Genomic DNA, 19,638 nt, shown 5'->3' with positions numbered 1-19,638 from the left:
AGGCCGCACCGCGCGCTGCCGCTGTGGCGCCACGCGCCGGCGCAGCCGAGCTCGCCGCCGAGGCGCTGACGCGGCTCGCGGCAGGCGGTGCGCTCGCAGGCGAAGCGGCAAGCCGCTGGCTGGACGCATCGGCGTCAGGCCCGGCAGCCGCAAGCGCGCAGAGCGCGAGCAGCGCAGCGGTGCTTGGCGCAGCCGCTGCTGTGCCCGTGCCGGGGCGCAAGGCGCCGCTCTTTGAGATCGGCGTGTCGCCCGGCGTGGGCAACAAAAAGTTCACCGCCGCTCAGATGGCCCTGCTGGCGCAGTGCGCAAGTGAGGATGGTGAACTCGAGTATACGCCAGAGCACCAGATTATTCTGAGAGTGCCGACGTTTGAACCGGATGCGCTGGTAGATGAGCTGCGCGCAGCAAACTTTATCGTGGTGCCGATTGGGGATGTGATCAAAGTCAAAGCCTGTGACTTCTGCAATCTGGAGAAGGACGATGCAGTGCCGATGGCTAACCACTTGCAGGACGTGATCGGTGGATTGTCTGCTCCGAAGGAAACGAGCGTAGCGTTAAACGGCTGCGGTATGGCTTGTTACGGGGCAGTGCTGGAGGATATCGGTATCGTGTACCGCAAAGGAGGATACGATCTGTTCCTTGGCGGGAAAAAGTTTGGCCGCAATGCCCACCCGGCTCAGCCTGTAGCAGAGGGCATTCCAGGTGATCAGATCGGCGGTATTGTGGAACGCATTGTCGCGGAGTACAAGGAAAAAGGTCATCCGAACGAACGTTTCCACAAGTTTTTCAAACGTGTAGGAGTCATTCAAGGCTTCCGCCATGTGGATGCGCCAGTCACTGTTGAAGTGAATCCGGTATGCGGTGACTAAGAGTGGAAGTGCGTAGTTTGGGTTACGGGCTTGAAGTCCACTTAAGCATCAGCAGCAGAGTGATCTACGGAAGATAAGAGGCCACAAAGCTAAAAGTTAACCCAGACACAACTCGGCTGAAACCCAGCTGATTGAGATAGATACAACATCTACAGCTGCATCAATACAGACTTAGACATAGATTATACCTTTCTTCCTTGGAACCGAGTGGAGAGCCTTACGAATATGAGAAATCTGATCTGTGGATCGGACAGAGGAGGAAATACGAAGATGGATGCAATTTTGTTGGTGGGACACGGGAGCCGTGATCCCGAGGGGAACCGCGAGTTAAAGGAGTTTGCACGTGAGGTCGCGGAGCAAGCACCGGAGAACACAATGGTCGAAACCTGTTTTCTCGAATTAACCAGACCAAGTATTGCGGATGGAGTTACCGCTTGTGTAGATCGAGGCGCAACCCGTGTCGTACTCGTACCGATTATTTTATTTGCGGCCGGTCATGCGAAGATTGATATTCCGAATGCGATTGATCGTGCCAAAGCACGTTATCCGCAAGTGCAGTTTATCTATGGTCGTCCGATTGGTGTGCATGAAAAAGTCGTGCAAATTATGCAAACTCGTCTGCAAGAGGCGCAGCCTGTACGCATTACAGCTCAAGGTGAGGGTGAAACAGATACAGCAGTTGCAGTGGCTGCCCCGCCTGCTACGGTGACCGATGAAGAGACCGCTGTACTTGTACTTGGACGGGGAAGCAGTGACCCGGATGCCAACAGTGACTTTTTCAAAATGACCCGTATGCTGTGGGAGAAGTTGCCGTACAGATGGGCAGAAAGCAGCTTTATCGGCGTAACCCAGCCTTCTTTCCCGGATGGATTGGAACGTTGTCTCTTGCTTGGTGCGAAAAAAATTATCGTCATGCCGTATTTCCTCTTTACCGGTGTACTGATTAAACGCATTGATGAGATGACGGCCGAATTTGCAGCCGCACATCCAGATATTCAAGTCGAAATCGGTGGTTATTTCGGCTTCCATCCGAAGCTGGTCGAGCTGGTGTTGGAACGTGCGCACGAGGGGCTATATGGAAGGGTTACAGCCAACTGTGACAACTGCCAGTTCCGCCTTGAAGCGGCCAAACACCATCATCACCATCACGACCACGACCATGGGCATGACCACGATCACGACCATGATCATCACCATGACCACCATCACCATGATCATCACGATCACGGACATGACCACGGGCACGATCACCACCATCATGAGCATGATCATCATGATCATAGCCACGACCACAAGCATTCCGAGCACGCTGCGGAGGCTGCATCTACTCGTGAGGCGACACTTGATTTCCATCATGACCATGACGAAGAGTTGCATCACTCGCACCATGAGCACGAAGGACATCGGAGCAACCAGCAACACGCTTCAGAAGCAACAGCAGGAGATATTCAGCAGCATGCATCCTCTTCTCAAGCACAAGTGGCAGCGACTTCCGAGCAGGTGAAGCGTTCATGATCCTCATGTTATGCGGTACAAGCGATGCACGCGAACTTGCGATCCGAATCCAGCAACAAGGACATAACGTCCTGACGTCGGTTGTGACCGATAGCGCAGCCCAAAGTCTGACCGAAGCCGGTTTACCTGTGCGGACAGGCCGATTGACCGTAGAGGCGATGGTGAAGCTGATTCGTGAAAAAAATACCCCTGTCCTTGTGGATGCGAGCCATCCTTTTGCCGAAGAAGCCCATGCGAATGCCATGGAAGCCGCGAAACAAGCGGGCATCCCTTACATTCGTTACGAACGAACCGGGCTTGCTTATGATGACCATGAACTATTACATGTCGTGTCATCTTATGATGAAGCAGCACTCAAGGCCAAAGAGCTGAAAGGCTCCGTTATGCTGACGACAGGCAGCAAAACCTTACAAATCTTCACCAAGCACCTGCTCGGTGATCCGGATATACGACTTGTTGCACGCATGCTCCCCCGTCTCGACAATATGGAGAAATGCGGTGAGCTGGGCGTAGAGCAACGCAATATTATTGCGATGCAAGGACCTTTTTCCCGAGAAATGAATGAGGCACTTTACAAGCACTATGCAACAACGGTGATGGTCACGAAGGAAAGTGGTAAAACCGGAGCCGTGGATGAGAAAATCCAGTCTGCACTGGAGCTGGGTATTCATGTTGTGCTGATCTCACGTCCAGAGGCGGAGTTTGGCACGGTGTTTGATTATTTTGATGGTGTACTGGGCGAGCTGAAAAGTATTTTGGGGAAGTAATCTCCCCGATAGGCTTAATTTGAATAACGCAACTTTGAACGGCTTGATTGCAAGGATTGAAAGAAGCATGGAGTGCGTTCAGGTAGACGATGCAATGATGTATGGGACAGTTTTTGTACGATGAAAATGTTTGTTCAAATACAAGGAGTGGAGTGATTCGGGTGGATTTCAAAACAGATTTTAAACCGCTGACCGTGCAACCTCAGGAAATTGAAGGTAAGAGCTTTGAGATGATTACGGAGGAACTGGGGGAGCACCCGTTTACCGATGAGCAGTATCCGGTCGTACAGCGTGTGATTCACGCTTCGGCTGATTTTGAACTGGGCCGTAGTATGGTGTTTCACCCGGATGCGATCCAGGCAGGGATTGCGGCGCTACGTGCAGGTCAGTCAGTCATTGCCGATGTGCAGATGATTCAGGCGGGTGTGAGCAAGGATCGTATTCGCGGTTTTGGCGGCGATGTGCATGTACATATTTCCGATCCAGATGTAATGGAAGAGGCCAAACGCCTCAACACCACTCGTGCCATCATCTCGACGCGCAAAGCAACCCAAATGTATGACGGGGGCATCTACGCCATCGGTAACGCGCCAACGGCGCTACTGGAATTGATTCGTCTTGTCAAAGAGGGCGAGGCCAAGCCGGGGCTGATCATCGGCATGCCGGTAGGTTTTGTATCTGCGGCCGAGTCCAAGGACGAGCTACGCAAGCTGGATATTCCTTTTATTACCAACATCGGTCGCAAAGGCGGCAGTACGATCGTTGTGGCAGCACTTAACGCAATCTCGTTGATGGCTGTAAAGGCATAGAGCGGGTACTAAGACGGTTTGCCTCGCTCGACCAGTGAGGTCAAACGAAATCTACCTGATCTGATTTAAGTCTGGTTAGCGAGCCGTGCCGAATCCTAATGAGAACTGGGAGAGTCTTCACTAAGGGCCATGTCCGAATCTGTTAAAGTCCAGCAACTTCTAACGATCACCAGGAAGCTTATTTTGCGTGAAATCACCCTTTTGAAATTCTAACGATCCTGAGGAACGTTATTTCGCTCAAAACCACCCAAAAGCGCTGGAAATCGCACTGTTTTAGTGAAATAGCGTCTCCTGAGATCGTTAGAATTCCAGCGAGGGCATATTAGGCCAAATAACGTTATCTGTGATCGTTAGCGCTCAGTCGTGAGTGTGTGGGTGTTAAGTAAATGAGACGCTTAGCGTGCGAGTCACCAGAGATGGGGATTCCGCTCCAGTAACTTCTAACGATCTCCAGGGGTTAGTGTACAGTTACTAGCACCGCAGTTGTTGAGTACAACTAAAAATCAATGAATCAACAATCCATACAAGACCAAACAACAATGAACAATCAACATCAACCAACAATCAACATAAGCGCACGAACAAGCGAGCATATAGAAGGACGGGAGGTTCAAAGCCATGGAAAAGAAACGCATGAAAAGCGGAGAAGCACCGGACCCGGATAAACCGATGCGTTCCGGCTTTACGACCGGTGCGTGTGCGACAGCCGTTGCCAAAGGAGCGACACAGCTCCTGTTAACGGGTCATATCCCTGCGAAAGCCGTGGTTTCCTTGCCCGCCGGCTTTGACCACTCGTTCGAGCTGATCGAGCAGGAACTGATGACGGACGGCACGGCGACTTGTGCCACGATCAAAGACGCCGGGGATGACCCGGACGCCACACATTTGGCGAAAATCATTGCGCATGTGTCTTGGCGGGACGAGCCGGGGGTAGAGCTGGATGGCGGCATTGGTGTGGGGCGTGTTACGAAGCCAGGACTACCCGTGCCTGTTGGGGAAGCGGCCATTAATCCCGTGCCGCGCCGCATGATTACCGAAGCGGTGAGACAGGTACTTGCGGAATATGGGGCCGCCAGAGGAGTGCGGGTCGTGATTAGCGTGCCGGACGGCGAAGAGATCGCGAAGAAAACGCTCAATGCGCGGCTTGGCATTCTGGGCGGTATATCCATTTTAGGCACACGCGGCGTGGTCGTTCCGTTCTCTACTTCAGCGTACAAAGCCAGTGTAGTACAGGCGATTTCCGTTGCGCAGGCTTCCGGCTGTGATCATATTGTGCTGACAACAGGTGGCAGTAGTGAGAAGTATGCCATGAAAATGATGCCCGAACTGCCGGAGGAAGCCTTTATTCAGATGGGTGACTTTGTCGGCTTTGCGATCAAACACGGGAAACGATTGGGAATGAAACGCATCAGTCTGGTCGGGATGCCGGGCAAATTCGCCAAAGTGGCTCAAGGGGTCATGATGGTGCACTCCAAAAGTGCGCCGGTGGATTTTGGATTTCTTGCGTCCGTGGCTCGCGAGACCGGGGCTGGCGATGAACTGGCGCAAGCGATCGAGGAAGCCAACACGGCGACTCAGGTGGCGGATATGATGACCGAAGCGGGATATTTACCTTATTTTGAAAAGTTATGCCTATACGCCTGTCAGCACTGTCTGGAACATGCGGGGGGCGGCGTAACGGTGGAAGTGGTGCTCGTCACCATGAAAGGAATGGAACTGGGGAGGGCGGAAATCAGTGAACTCGAACACAACAACTGGAGCAAAGAATCGTAACATCCGCATTATTGGCGTGGGCGAAGAAGGCGCGGCGGGACTGACGGCAGAGAGTCTGAATCTCATTCAGGAGGCCGACGTGGTGGTAGGCGGCGAACGTCTGTTGCAATTTTTCCCGGCGTTTGCGGGAGAGAAGATTGTGATCAAGAGCAGTTTGAATGACCTCGTTGCGAAAATAAAAGCGTTGCAGGACTCACACAACATCGTTGTGCTCGCTTCGGGGGACCCGCTGTTTTACGGCATCGCCGGGTATTTCGCGCGCAAACTCGGCCCGGATCAGCTGGATATCCGGCCTAATCTCAGCTCGCTGCAGCTGGCATTCGCAAGGCTTGGCGAGAGCTGGCACGACGCCGTGCTTGAAAGCGTGCACGGTCGCCCCCTCAAAGGTCTAGCCCAGCGCATCGATGGCAAAGCCAAAGTCGCGCTGCTCACGGACGAGCATAACAGCCCCGCTGCGATCGGGGCGTATCTGCAACAGTTCGGCATGACGGAGTATGATGCCTTCGTTGCAGAGAACCTGGGCGCGGCAGACGAGCGTGCCCGCCACTACACCCTGGACGAGCTGGCAGCGGCTGAGTGCAGCCCGCTGAACGTCGTCATTTTGTTGCGCCGCAAGGATGCACCGGCGCCGCGCAAAGGCTTCGGGTTTGCAGATGAAGAATTCCATCAGCGCAAACCCGAGAAGGGCCTCATCACCAAGCGTGAAGTCCGCGCGTTCAGCTTATCCGAGCTGAAACTGGGCGAGGACAGCATCGTGTGGGATATCGGCGCAGGTTCAGGCTCGGTGGCGGTGGAGTGCACACGGCTGGCGCCGCGAGGCCAGGTCTTCGCCATCGAAAAGAACGAAGGTGACCTCGTGAACATCGAGGCCAACCGGATCAAATTCCGGACGGATTTTACCGTCCTTCATGCCAAAGCGCCAGCGGGGCTGGACGAACTGCCGGATCCCGATGCGGTGTTCATTGGCGGCAGCGGCGGTGAACTTGCGCAGCTGATCGCCTTGTGTGCGTCCCGGCTGCGCCCCGAGGGACGCATCGTCGTGAATGCAGCGACCATCGAAACGCTGCATGACAGCATGAAGGCGATGCGCGATGCAGGCATGGATGCCTCCGTGACTTTGCTGCAGACGGCGCGGAGCAAGCCGATCCTGAACATGACCCGTTTTGACGGACTGAACCCGATCTATGTCATTACAGGTCAATTTATAGCAGGAGCAGAAGCGGAAGCCGAAACAGCGAACGGAGCGGAATAGTTTGCAGAGAATGAAAAGGGGGAGAGTAGCATCAGCACAACAACAGGAAACATCAACAGTACCGGAATTCACACGGAAAGTTCAGAGAGCATGACAGGGGCCGGCGTTAGGGTTGGCACACTCTATGGCGTCGGTGTCGGGCCGGGAGACCCGGAGCTGATTACGGTCAAAGCATACCGGATGATTCGCGAATGCCCGGTGGTCGCCTATCCGAAGAAACGCAAAGGCGGTAAATCCTACGCCCACGAAATTGTTGAATTGTATGTGAATCCGGAGGAGAAAGAGATGCTGGGCCTGATCTTTCCGATGACCAAAGACCCGGTCGTACTAGAGCGGGAGTGGGGCAAAACCGTGGAAGCGTGCTGGGAAGCACTTAAGGAAGGCAAAGATGTAGCGTTCGTGACGGAAGGTGATCCGAACTTATACAGTACATTTATCCACCTTGCACGTCTCATGCGTGAACTTCATCCTGAAGTGCCGATTAGCTCTATTCCGGGCATATCCTCCGTGCTTGGTGCGGCGGCAGCGCTGGATATCCATCTGGCAGATGGAGATGAGCAGGTTGGCATTATTCCGGCTACAGCGGATAAAGAAGCGATGCGGCAGGCGATTGAGCATCACGATACGATTGTGTTTATCAAAGTAGCAAAGGTGCTGGACCCGATGCTGGAGCTGCTGGAGGAGATGGGACTTGGCGGCAAAGCGTCGGTGGTCACCAAAGTCACTTCTCCTTATGAACTGGTCTGGCGTGACGCCCGTGAACTGAAAGGGCAGGAGCTGGAATATTTAAGCCTGATGGTGGTGAGCAAATGAAAACATTGGAACCGAAAGTGTACATTGTTGGTGCAGGCCCGGGAGATCCCGAGCTGATTACGGTAAAAGGTTCGAATATTTTGAAAAATGCCGACCTCGTTCTGTACACGGATTCCCTCGTGAATGATGAACTGATTGCGACTGCCAAACCCGAAGCCGAGGTGTTGCAAAGCTCCGGCATGGATTTGGAACAGCAGGTCGAACTGATGTGCACAGCGGTTCGTGCAGGACGCAGCGTAGCACGTGTACATACGGGTGATCCGGCAATGTATGGTGCCATTTTGGAACAGATGGTTCTGTTGAAACAACAAGGTGTGGAGTACGAGATTATTCCAGGCGTTAGCTCGGTATTTGCTTCGGCAGCGGCGCTGGGAGCGGAGCTGACTGTGCCGGAACTGACGCAGACCGTCATCCTGACACGTGCGGAAGGACGCACCCCTGTGCCTGAGCGGGAGAAGCTGCGCGATTTGGCCTCCCATCACTGTACGGTGGCGCTCTTCCTAAGTGCAACATTGGCGAAAAAAGTCGTGGTGGAATTCCTTGCCGCAGGCTGGAGCGAAGATACACCAGTGGCGGTAGTGCAGCGAGCAACATGGCCGGATCAGAAAATCGTGCGCACCACGCTGGCCAATCTGGCTGTTGATCTGCGTGCCGCAGGCATTACGATGCATGCGATGATTTTGGCAGGCTGGGCGCTTGATCCTGATCTGGTGAACCGGGATGCTCACCGTTCGAAACTTTATGATAAATCCTTCACCCACGGCTATCGCAAGGGAGTGAAGTCCGGTGAGTAATCCGTTTGCTGCTGTAGCCATTACGAAGCACGGCGTGGAGATGGTGCGTAACCTCGAAGGACAGTTTCAGGGCACAGACGTCTATTATATGAGCAAATTTGCCCGTGGCGATGAGGAACAACTTGGTTATACCCTGTTTGAAGGTTCGGTGAAGCTTATTCTGCCAGACCTGTTCAAACGTTACAACGGCATCATTCTGTTTATCTCGCTGGGTGCCGTCGTCCGTATGATTGCTCCGCTGCTGGTGGACAAAAAAGTCGATCCTGCCGTGTTGGTCATCGATGACCGCGGCGAGAACGTGATCAGCGTGTTATCCGGTCATCTTGGCGGTGCCAATGAACTCACGCGTCAAGTGGCGGAAGTGCTTGGTGCGCGTGCAGTCATTACGACAGCTTCGGATGTACAGGGCACGATCCCGGTGGATATGTTTGGTCGTGAACTGGGCTGGATCGTGGATAGCTTTGATAAAGCTACTCCGGTAAGTGCGGCGGTGGTCAACGAAGAGCCGGTGGCACTTATTCAAGAGACAGGCGAACGCAACTGGTGGCGGTATAACAAACCTGTACCGGATCACATTCAGGTCTTCGGCAGTATGCAGGAGACGGAATCGTTTGCGTTTAACGCTGCACTGGTGGTCAGTGACCGTCTGCTTTCGGCGGCGGAAGAGGAACGTTTTCTAACGAATGGTGTGTTGTATCGTCCCAAAAGTCTCGTGCTCGGCATGGGCTGCAATCGCGGAACGGCGATGGAGGAGTTGGAGCAGGAAGTGCTTGCCACGCTGGAAGAGCTATCCCTGTCTGTGAAGAGCGTGCGCAACGTGGCTACGATTGATCTGAAAAAAGATGAGGAGGGCCTGCTGGCCCTATGCGCCAAGTACGGCTGGGAACTCGTCACTTACACTCCAGAGGAACTGAATACGGTGCAACTTGCCAATCCGTCCGAGACGGTATTTAAATACACCGGAGCCTATGGCGTAAGTGAACCGGCGGCACTGCTCTCTTCGGGAGCGGATCATTGGCTGCTGGAAAAGAAAAAGAGCGGCAACCTGACGATCTCTGTCGCACGGGTTGCGTTTGATTAAGCTAGGGTTCGTGTGATTGAGAAGCATCTTATGGATTCACACATAAAAAGTAGTTGTTACAACCTCATGTAAAGGACCGTCCCAGCCGTCGAAACCGATATGGGATGGTCTATTTGTTATATTTAGAGCAAAGGCGGGATGAACGATGAACTCAAAAAATGTAACGCCCAATAACCAAAGTGCACCTCGGCTGATCATCGCAGGTACGGGGAGTGGGGCTGGCAAAACAACGGTAACGCTCGGTCTAATGAAGGCACTTGCCCAGCGAGGATTGAGTGTGCAGGGGTTCAAATGCGGTCCGGATTATATTGATCCAACGTATCATACAGCAGTGACAGGTCGAGCTTCACGTAATCTGGACGCATGGATGACTTCGCCTGCATATGTGAAGCAGACATTTCAGCGGGCTTCCGCGGGACATGATATTTCCATCATTGAAGGCGTGATGGGCCTCTACGATGGCAAAGATCCGCTCAGCAACATCGGCTCTACCGCAGAGATCGCGATGATTACGCAGACACCGGTGATTTTGGTGGTAGATGTACGGAGTATGGCGCGTAGTGCAGCGGCCATCGTACTGGGCTTTCAGCAACTGGAGCCTGAATTAAACATTGCTGGTGTGATTGTGAATCGGTGCGGAAGTGCGGGTCATTATACGATTGTGAAAAAGGCCATTGAACAAATGTGCAACATTCCGGTCGTTGGTTGGCTAAAGCGAGATGAAGACATGTCCATCCCCGAGAGACATCTTGGACTCGTTCCTGCCATTGAGCGTGGTGAACTGGAACCTTTATTTCAGCGGGCAGCCGATGTGTTGCTGGAAGGCACGGATCTGGATCTTCTGCTGGAGCTGGCAACAAGTGCTCTCCCGCTCTCGGTGCATTCCACCAATCTAGCTGGCTCAACCAATGTCATCCCGAGCAACACAGCTCGTGTGGCTGATACCGCTCGTACTAGCGATACATTGAATATATCTAGTGATACAGAAATGGCTCTCATTAGCGACAAAACCAATACTAACGATATGGCTAACGCTACCGATATCACTAACATTGCCCGTTTAGCCAACGTAAAAGACGCGGAGCATGTAGCCCAACACGCGGCTCTTCACATCCACAGCAAGCCGGATACGTACCAGCCTGTTATTGCCGTCGCTCGTGATGCGGCGTTTAATTTCTATTATCCTGATAATCTGGAACTGCTTGAAGCGGCTGGGGCAAGGCTGAAGTATTTCAGTCCACTCGCTGGTGAAGGCATCCCGGCTGAGGCGGATAGTATTTATCTGGGTGGTGGTTTTCCTGAGGAGTTTGCCGCGGTGATTGCCGGAAACGAGCGTTTTCTGGAAGGGCTCCGCGAAGCAGCCCGTTCCCAGATGCCACTGTTTGCGGAGTGCGGCGGCTATATGGTACTGGCCGAAACGCTGACGGATCGTGAAGGGCGGACATATACCATGGCAGGTATTATTCCTGCGCAGGTACAGATGCAGAAGAAACGAGCTGCACTGGGATACCGGGAGGCGAGTGCGGTTCAGGATTCCTTTTTGCTAAAACAGGGTGAAGTTCTACGGGGGCATGAATTCCATTACTCCACGATGACGTACCGCGAAGAAGGGGCCATTCCATACGCGTATGAGACGAAGGGGTTAAGGGGTTCGAAGCAGGAGGGATACGCGTCGGGCAGTATCGTAGCTGGATACACACATGTACACCTCGGTTCTGATCCGCAAGCCGCACAGCGATGGGTGGAGCATTGTCGACTGTACCGCGAGCACCAAGCTTAGTTCAAGTGTAGCATCCGTGTGCAATGATCGTGCTCAGAACGAACGTGCTTAACTTATCCATATGCGGAAGGGCTTGAATTCGTTTTGAACCTCCTGAGACTTTGGTCATGAAGTTGGGTGTGGGACTGTACAATTAAAGGTTTTTAGTGAAACATGTGGAATGTGTTAGGATGGAGTGTTGTGACAGGGAGACGGTGAGTCCAAGCTGGATCTGCATGATATGGATATGCCAGTCCGCTATACGGCTATACTAGGTAGTATTGTGAGATGGGAACATCTTATTCGAAACCTAAGTGGAAGAGATGAAGAAACACCACGGTAGTCGATTTTATAAAACGTGGTTAATTTATAGGATATGGAGTGTGCAGACGAATCTAAACGAACAACATCAGAAGAAAGGAGATGATTATAATGGATCATCGCAAAAAGGCACTTTTAATTGGAGATTATACACATCCGGACTGGCATCCATTACAGGGAGTAGATGGGGAGATTAGCCGGATTTTTCAAGATACGATTACGGTTCAGTGTAGTGAAAATCGAAACATGTTGCTGCATGAAAATATTTCGGGATTTGATGTATGTATCTCATACATGGACGATTGGAGAGGCAAAGTCTCCCCGCAGCAGACAGCAGGTCTGTTGTCTTACGTAAGTAACGGGGGCGGTCTGGTCATCTTACATAATGGAATCTCGCTTCAGAATCGAAATGAGATCAAACAGATGATTGGCGCCAAATTTCTTCATCACCCGGCTTATGCGCCGCTGGAGTTCACGGTGACGGAAGAGAGCCATCCTGTGACGGAGGGCATTTCCGGCTTTACGATGGAAGAAGAACCATATGAATTCGAGTTTGGTTCATTTACCGAGACTAAAATTTTGCTACACTATCAGTCTAAAGAGGGGCCGAAACCGGCAGCTTGGGCACATAAATATGGACTCGGGCGGATTGTTTATCTGATGCCTGGGCATTCTGTTCCATCCTTTGCGAATGAAACATATCGTCGATTAGTTTTGCAAGCGGGGAAATGGGCAGCGCGGTACGTGTAAGGAAGCTCTCCTTTTTGCATGTCGAGGTTTAACAGGTGTAATATATAGACAACCGAAGAGGAGGATGAATAAGATGAGCGATTTGTTCAAGAAGGCGTTCTCGTTAGGGCTTGGTCTTACGTTAGTTAGCAAAGAAAAGATTGAGAAAACGGTGGATGATCTGGTGGAGCGCGGGAAGCTTGCACCCGGAGAATCCAAAGCGTTTGTTGAACGATTGTTGGAGCGCGGTGAAGAAGAACAGGGCCAGCTGAAACGTGTCATTCAGGAGCAGGTCAAACGTGTGCTTCAGGAAGCTGGCGTGGCTTCTGAAAGTGATGTAACCAGTCTGGAACAGCGTGTTGCGGTTTTGGAAAAAAAGCTGGCCGAGCTGAATCAGACACCTCAACTTCAACTTGATGAATCCCCGGCTCCGGTTGTCGAAGTTTCTCCTCCTCTCAAAGGAAACGAGATCGAATAGATGGCTGTGCGGATCAAACATGTCGGCAGATACCGGGAAATTGCCATGGCGCTGGTGCGTCATGGCTTCGGGTATATGGTCGAGGAGCTGGGGCTATTCCAGCTACTCGCGCTGCCCAGACGGTGGATGTCGCGTGAAGCGCAACCCACCAAGACGTTAAGTGAACGGATCAGGCTGGTGTTGCAGGAGCTGGGGCCGGCTTTTGTGAAGCTGGGGCAACTTGCAAGCACAAGGGCAGATCTATTACCTGAATCGGTGATCCGGGAATTGGTCAAATTACAGGATCAGGTTCCGCCGTTCTCGTCAGAGACGGCACGGGGTATTTTGGAACAGGAATTGGATACACCGCTGGAAGAGATCTTTTCCCGGTTCGAGGATACCCCGGTGGCCGCAGCCAGTATTGGTCAGGTGCATCTGGGCAAACTTCAGAGCGGAGAGGCGGTAGCGATCAAAATCCAGCGCCCAGGCATATCGCGGATTGTGCAACGTGATCTGGATATTCTGCGTGAACTGACTGCGATGGCAGAGAAACGTTGGGATTGGGTAAAACAATACCAGATCCCGCAGATGGTGGAAGAGTATGCCCAGGCTCTGATGGCTGAGCTCGATTATACGGTGGAAGGTCGCAATACGGAGAAGATTGCACAGCAATATCAGCAGGACCCTAAAGTGAAAATTCCGGTAATCTACTGGGATCAGACCTCATCACGTGTATTGACCATGGAGTATATCGAGGGCATTAAGCTGAATAATCGGGATGAACTGGTGAAGCGTGGTCATGATCTGAACAATATTGCCGAGCGGCTGGTGGATGCGTTGCTCAATCAGATTTTTATGCAGGGCTTCTTCCATGCCGATCCGCATCCGGGCAATCTGATGGTGCTGAAGGATGGGAGACTGGCTTTCATTGACTTCGGTATGGTGGGCAGTCTGAGTGATGAGATGAAGCAGCAGCTTGCCTCGCTTATCATCGGGCTGATGCGTAAGGATACGGATAGTATGATCCGTGCGATTGAGAAACTCGGTATGATGCCTGATGACATGGACGCACGCGCCCTTCATGTGGATTTGGATAAACTTCGAACGAAATATTACGATATTCCTTTTTCCAAAATCAGTGTAGGACAGGCGCTCAATGATCTGTTTGGCATTGCCCAGAAACATAGGGTTGTCATGCCCGCAGATATACTGCTGATGGGCAAATCCTTGCTGACGATGGAGGGGGTCATTGAACATCTAGATCCTACCTTGAGCATTGTGGATATGGCAGAGCCGTTTGGGCGGAAGCTGCTCAAGGAACGTTTTAGTGCGGGGCGGATTAAAAATCGACTGTTTCGCAGTGCGGCAGATATGGCCGAAAGTGTCATTGGTTTGCCAGGACAGCTACGGCAGTTGTCCTCCATCATCAGCAAAGGCAAGCTGCGACTGGAGATCAGCGTTCCCGAATTAGAGTCGCTCATGCGTAGATTAGATCAGATCAGCAATCGTTTATCGTTCAGCATTGTGCTGCTCGCCTTCTGTATCATCATGGTTGGACTTATTATCGGTTCTTCGATTAGTCACCAATCCACGATGCTGTGGGATATTCCGGTGATTGAGATTGGTTTTCTCGTGGCGATCCTCATGGTGGCATTTCTGCTGTACTCGATTTTTAAATCGGGCAGGTTCTAGGGCGGAAGTTCAAGCTTTAGTAATAATGAAGTTAGCAAACGAACGCCAAAAAGTGATTGCTTGACAAAAGGTATAACTCACCATAACCATAACCTGTAAATGCCAAAATAGACTGCAAGGCCTTTTATTAAAGGGCTTTGCGGTTTTTTTTGATGAGCAGAGATACAGAGAGTTAAATCTAGAAGAATGAAGATAATAGGGGATAAGCACCTGTTTTTGCGATATTACAGTGTTCGTACATATGTATGTCTGTAACTATAATATTAAGTCAGTAGATTAACGGCCCCGGTTTTTCTGAGAGAGGAAAACTAACAACAGGCATTGCTCTGTCTATCCAACAAATATAGTTGAGATTAGATGGTGAGACGAGATGCCGTAAGCAAGAAAGACAGCTGAATGGTAACGGAAATGGTCAGTACATGCTGGAACGGCAACGACATGATGATTATGAGACGGTGTTTGCAGTTGAATCAAGGCATTAGATCATCATGCACTTAGGGACAAGTAGACTAGCGATAGACAGGTTAAGGAAGCGGTTTGCTTTTACACACCACTGTCATTTTTATGGGTCCCAAGGTGAGAAATTGGACGTGTACGACTCCCGTTATTCTTCAGCAGGTTTGTTAATTTGAGGGACACATCTAGGAGGCAAAGCAACAACATATGAATACGTTAAAACAACAGTGGTTTGGCAATATCCGTGGAGATGTGCTCGCAGGCATCACCGTAGCACTCGCGCTTATTCCGGAAGCGATTGCCTTCTCGATTATCGCTGGTGTCGATCCGATGGTCGGCCTGTATGCGTCGATTACGATTGCAATCGTCATTTCGATTGCGGGCGGTAGACCGGGCATGATCTCGGCAGCAACAGGAGCTATGGCGGTATTAATGGTAGGGCTGGTCAAGGATTATGGCGTGGAATATCTTTTTGCGGCGACCATCCTGACGGGCATCATTCAGTTTATTTTAGGGATATTTAAAGTGGGACGATTTATTACGTTTGTGCCTCATTCGGTGTTGACCGGATTTGTGAACGCACTAGCGATTCTGATCTTTATGGCGCAGCTCACCCACTTTACGGGAGCGAACTGGATCATGTACGTGATGGTGGCGGGAACACTGGCAATCATCTATATTTTACCGCGTTTTTTCAAAGGGGCTCCGGCTCCGCTTGTAGCGATTATTATCATGACTATTATTACGGTGGTCTTTCATCTTGATGTCAAAACGGTAGGTCAGATGGGCAATCTGACAAGTACATTGCCGATGTTCCATCTGCCGAATATTGCGTGGACATGGGATACACTAATGATCCTGTTGCCGTATTCGTTTACGATGGCACTTGTCGGTTTGCTGGAGTCCCTTTTGACCGCAACCATTGTGGATGAGATGACGGAAACCAAAAGCAGCAAAAACCGCGAGGTGCGTGGTCAGGGGATTGCAAACTTTGTAAACGGATTGTTCGGCGGTATGGGTGGCTGTGCAATGATCGGACAGTCCGTCATTAATGTGAAGTCAGGCGGCCGAGGCAGGCTGTCGACATTTACGGCAGGTGCGTTTCTGGCGATTTTATTGTTGCTCTTGAGCGGTGTGGTGAAGCAGGTACCGATGGGGGCGCTGGTTGGCGTGATGTTTATGGTGTGTATTGGTACGTTTGACTGGAGTTCTGTGAAAAATATAGCCCGCGTCCCACGCGCTGAAGCGATTGTTATGGTGGTGACGGTAGCGATCGTTGTTTACACGCATGATCTGTCGCTTGGTGTAATGGTTGGCGTCGTGCTCAGTGTGCTGCACTTCGGCTGGAAACAGACCAAAATTCGCGTCCAGTCTAGCGAGGAGCAAGGACAGAAAGTGTATCGTGTACACGGACCGTTCTTCTTCGGTTCCTCGTCCCATTTCGTGGACAAATTCGATGCGGAAGCCGATCCGCAGGACATCACCATTGACTTTGGCGGCTCGCATATCTGGGACAACACCGCGGTTGTGGCGATTGGCAAAGTAAAATTCAAATACGCGAAGCTTGGTAAAACCGTGCATTTGCGTGGATTAAACGAGGAAAGCTCCCGATTGCTGGAGCGCAGCGGATTTAAGGCTTCTGATGCGGGTACCGTCCCGGGGACGGGCGGACACGGAGCATAAGGCTGAAGTAAAGCGTAAGTTCATGTAAGGCTCGGGTAAGGCGTAAAGTTAAAGCGAAGTGTAAAGTTCAAGTAAGGCGTAACGTTTAAGTAACTTGTTCCAAAATGGTATTGGTATTGGTATCTGAACGTTACAACATCAACAGACGGCAAGTAAGCTAAAAATAGCGGACTGCGATGCGAACGAATATAGGCTATAGATAACGCTAGACAGTATTGATATGCAGCGGTCTCCTTGCGGTGTGTGCCGGGGGAGTCGCTTTTTTTGTAGCTGTGAGCGCTAACGATCAGGAGAGAGCTTATTTAGCCCAATTTGGGCCATTTTCATTTCTAACGATCACCAGAGACGCTATTTTACTGATTTCGCTACTTTTAGTGAGAGTTTTCGTGATTTTTGACGAAATAGGCTTCGTGGCGATCGTTAGAATTCAGCCAAGGCATAATTCGAGCAAATAAGCTCTGTGGTGATCGTTAGGACTTTCGTGGTTGGTGTCACAGTAGTTGGTGTAGCTTGATTTACGAAAAACAAACCTTGTGTGTTCCGTACTCCCTATGTCCGGCTTATTATGCGCCGCGTGTGAAATATAAACTTAAAACGTCTGCTTTTTACGCTACATTCATGCTACAAGTTGGCGCGGTAGTTCAGTTTCGCTTTTGTTTTGCTGGATGAACGTGTAAACTACAGGGTATGGAGAAGAAGAGCAATGGAATGATTGCTTTTTAAAAATTCATTTCATAATCAGAGTTGAATTCAGGAAAACTAGTTTGGACTCACAGGATGTGTACTGCAGTTACGGGTGTGATTGGAGTAGAGAATCAGGTTCAGATGCAGAACTCGGGCACAAGGACGTAAATAGCAGGCTCGTATGCCGACTCAGACAATGACATAGACTCAATCAAGTTCAGACGGAGATGCCTATGCATTTCCAAGGGGGCTAGGGTCTTCTATGAAATGAACTTATCTAAATGAATATACAGAGGTGTAACGATTGGCAAACTTTGAACAACTGGGCATTCGCCCGGAATGGTGCGAGGTGCTGAAACATCAGGGCATCGCCGTGCCAACTCCAGTACAGGAGCGTTCCATTCCAGTACTGCTGGGTGGACGTGATATCATCGCCGAGGCGCAGACGGGCACAGGGAAAACGCTGGCTTTTTTGCTGCCGATTATTCAGAAAATTAACGTATCCGACCGCTCTCCGCAGGCACTGATTATTGCGCCTACGCGTGAGCTGGCATTGCAGATTACGGAAGAAGCGAAGAAACTGACCGCGAACGATGACAAGCTGCATGTGCTTGCGGTATATGGTGGACAGGATGTAGAAAAGCAGTTGCGCAAACTGCAAAACGGAACGCAGATCGTTGTAGGAACACCAGGGCGTCTTCTGGATCACCTGCGCCGTGGTACCTTGAAGCTCGATAATGTGAAAAAGCTGGTGCTGGATGAAGCAGATCAGATGTTACACATGGGCTTCCTGGACGATGTAGAAACGATTTTGAAAGAATTGCCGCATAGACGTCAAACGATGCTCTTCTCGGCTACGATGCCTAAGGGCATTCGTGTTCTGGCGAAAAACTACATGAAAGACCCGGAGGACGTGAAAGTTTCCTCCAAGTCCGTGATTCCGATTCATCAGATTCGCCAGCAGGTGCTGGAATGTACAGATCGCGGCAAGTTTGATGCACTTCGGGGTATGATTGATACGTATCGCCCGTATTTGGCGATTATTTTCTGCCGGACGAAGCGCCGGGCTTCGAAGCTGAACGAAGATCTGAGAGAAGCAGGATATGAGAGCGACGAGCTTCACGGGGACTTGTCCCAATCCAAGCGAGAGAATGTCATGAAGGCATTCCGTGATGCGAAGCTGCAAATCCTTGTGGCTACCGATGTCGCCGCACGCGGTTTGGACGTTGAAGGGGTTACCCACGTATTCAACTACGATATGCCACATGATGCGGAAAGTTATATCCACCGTATCGGTCGTACAGGCCGTGCAGGTGGAACGGGTCTTGCCGTGACGTTTGCAACCCAGCACGACAGACCGGAGCTTGCTCGGATCGAGGAAGGTACGAATCAGAAGCTGAATCGCATCCAATGGACAAGCGAAGGACCAGTCGCTTCTACGGGAGCTTCTCGCCGCGTAATTAATAGCGAGGGCAATGATGAGCGTGGTGGTCGTACTGCCGGGACAGGCAGTGCCCGTCGCGGTGCAGGACGTAACGACCGCCGAGATGGTGGACGTGGCGGTCGTGGATCACGCGGAGGCGAAGGTGGCCGTAGCGGTGGACGCAGTGGCGGCCGTAGCGGTGACGAGCGCAGCGCAGGCCGCGGATCGGCGCGTAGCAGCGACAGCAGTCGCGGTGCAGCAAGCCAAGGCCGCAGCAGCAGTAGCCGCGGCACAAGCCAAGGCGGCCGCGGTGGAGCAAGCCGCGGCGAAGAGCGCAGCAGCGGCGGCTGGGCTGGCCGCAGCGCCGACAAGCGCACCGCTGGACGCGGTGGCGCTGGTTCAGGCCGCTCGGACTCCGCTGGACGCGGTCCGAGCAGGGGCGACCGCCGCGATTCTCGTCGCGGGCGGTAACGCACTGGCGCAAGCGGCGATGCAGCCGCATATTGCGCTAGAAGCATCATAGCCATGCATCGCAGTAGCGGATGCCGCATGGCTCATATCAAGAGCGTTCAGGTACGTCATCGTACCGAACGCTCGAACCAAGGGTCGCGACGGAAGCACGTCGCGGCCCTTTTTTACAATCAGGATGCACATGCACTTATTCACACGATGTGAACTGCACTCCAGCCCTCACTCGTTATGCAGTCACCACGCTATGATGGCTCCCCTGTGATCGTTGCTATGAACGTTTTAGTCAAGCC

At 51.8% G+C, this 19,638-nt stretch carries 14 protein-coding genes and 1 pseudogene; all 15 read left to right on the top strand.

The window, feature by feature from the left end; genetic code table 11:
* Positions 1-869 (top strand): annotated as a pseudogene (locus H7T88_RS13020) (precorrin-3B C(17)-methyltransferase); the annotation flags it as partial.
* 270 nt (positions 870-1,139) lie between these two features.
* Positions 1,140-2,384, top strand: a complete 1,245-nt coding sequence (locus H7T88_RS13015; RefSeq protein ID WP_221788841.1) for a sirohydrochlorin chelatase — start codon at positions 1,140-1,142, stop codon at positions 2,382-2,384.
* The gene (gene cobK / locus H7T88_RS13010; RefSeq protein WP_221788840.1) at positions 2,381-3,151 is read left to right on the top strand and encodes a precorrin-6A reductase; all 771 of its coding nucleotides are present in this window, start codon (positions 2,381-2,383) and stop codon (positions 3,149-3,151) included. The genes H7T88_RS13015 and cobK overlap by 4 nt, the downstream gene beginning before the upstream one ends.
* Positions 3,152-3,312: 161 nt before the next feature.
* Positions 3,313-3,960 (top strand): precorrin-8X methylmutase, encoded by a 648-nt coding sequence (locus H7T88_RS13005; RefSeq protein WP_221788838.1) that lies wholly within the window; start codon positions 3,313-3,315, stop codon positions 3,958-3,960.
* Positions 3,961-4,578: 618 nt separating this feature from the next.
* Positions 4,579-5,733: a cobalt-precorrin-5B (C(1))-methyltransferase gene (locus tag H7T88_RS13000; protein WP_221788836.1), complete on the top strand. Its 1,155-nt coding sequence runs from the start codon at positions 4,579-4,581 to the stop codon at positions 5,731-5,733.
* Positions 5,696-6,985, top strand: coding sequence for a precorrin-6y C5,15-methyltransferase (decarboxylating) subunit CbiE (gene cbiE / locus H7T88_RS12995; protein WP_221788834.1), 1,290 nt, complete (start codon positions 5,696-5,698; stop codon positions 6,983-6,985). Before H7T88_RS13000 ends, cbiE begins: the two co-directional genes overlap by 38 nt.
* Positions 6,986-7,075: 90 nt before the next feature.
* Positions 7,076-7,798 (top strand): precorrin-2 C(20)-methyltransferase, encoded by a 723-nt coding sequence (gene cobI, locus H7T88_RS12990; protein ID WP_154890304.1) that lies wholly within the window; start codon positions 7,076-7,078, stop codon positions 7,796-7,798.
* The gene (gene cobM / locus H7T88_RS12985) at positions 7,795-8,592 is read left to right on the top strand and encodes a precorrin-4 C(11)-methyltransferase (protein ID WP_221788832.1); all 798 of its coding nucleotides are present in this window, start codon (positions 7,795-7,797) and stop codon (positions 8,590-8,592) included. The genes cobI and cobM overlap by 4 nt, the downstream gene beginning before the upstream one ends.
* On the top strand, positions 8,585-9,673 hold the full coding sequence (locus H7T88_RS12980; protein WP_221788830.1) for a cobalt-precorrin 5A hydrolase: 1,089 nt from the start codon (positions 8,585-8,587) through the stop codon (positions 9,671-9,673). The genes cobM and H7T88_RS12980 overlap by 8 nt, the downstream gene beginning before the upstream one ends.
* Positions 9,674-9,818: 145 nt before the next feature.
* Positions 9,819-11,453 (top strand): cobyrinic acid a,c-diamide synthase CobB, encoded by a 1,635-nt coding sequence (locus H7T88_RS12975; protein WP_221788828.1) that lies wholly within the window; start codon positions 9,819-9,821, stop codon positions 11,451-11,453.
* Positions 11,454-11,864: 411 nt separating this feature from the next.
* Positions 11,865-12,503 (top strand): ThuA domain-containing protein, encoded by a 639-nt coding sequence (locus tag H7T88_RS12970; RefSeq protein ID WP_221788826.1) that lies wholly within the window; start codon positions 11,865-11,867, stop codon positions 12,501-12,503.
* Positions 12,504-12,576: 73 nt separating this feature from the next.
* Entirely contained in the window at positions 12,577-12,960 is a 384-nt protein-coding gene (locus H7T88_RS12965; protein ID WP_221788824.1) for a phasin family protein, read from the top strand.
* A complete protein-coding gene (locus H7T88_RS12960) occupies positions 12,961-14,631 on the top strand; it encodes an ABC1 kinase family protein (protein ID WP_154890309.1) in 1,671 nt (556 codons plus the stop codon). It abuts the gene before it with no gap.
* 663 nt (positions 14,632-15,294) lie between these two features.
* A complete protein-coding gene (locus H7T88_RS12955) occupies positions 15,295-16,770 on the top strand; it encodes a SulP family inorganic anion transporter (RefSeq protein ID WP_154984476.1) in 1,476 nt (491 codons plus the stop codon).
* A gap of 988 nt (positions 16,771-17,758) precedes the next feature.
* On the top strand, positions 17,759-19,348 hold the full coding sequence (locus H7T88_RS12950) for a DEAD/DEAH box helicase (RefSeq protein ID WP_221788822.1): 1,590 nt from the start codon (positions 17,759-17,761) through the stop codon (positions 19,346-19,348).
* The last annotated feature ends 290 nt before the right edge of the window (positions 19,349-19,638 follow it).

It is taken from the genome of Paenibacillus cucumis (ex Kampfer et al. 2016), assembly GCF_019748695.1.
Taxonomy (GTDB): domain Bacteria; phylum Bacillota; class Bacilli; order Paenibacillales; family Paenibacillaceae; genus Paenibacillus; species Paenibacillus polysaccharolyticus.
The sequence above is the reverse complement of the archived record's forward strand: the minus strand, read 5'-3'. Positions and strand labels throughout refer to the sequence as shown.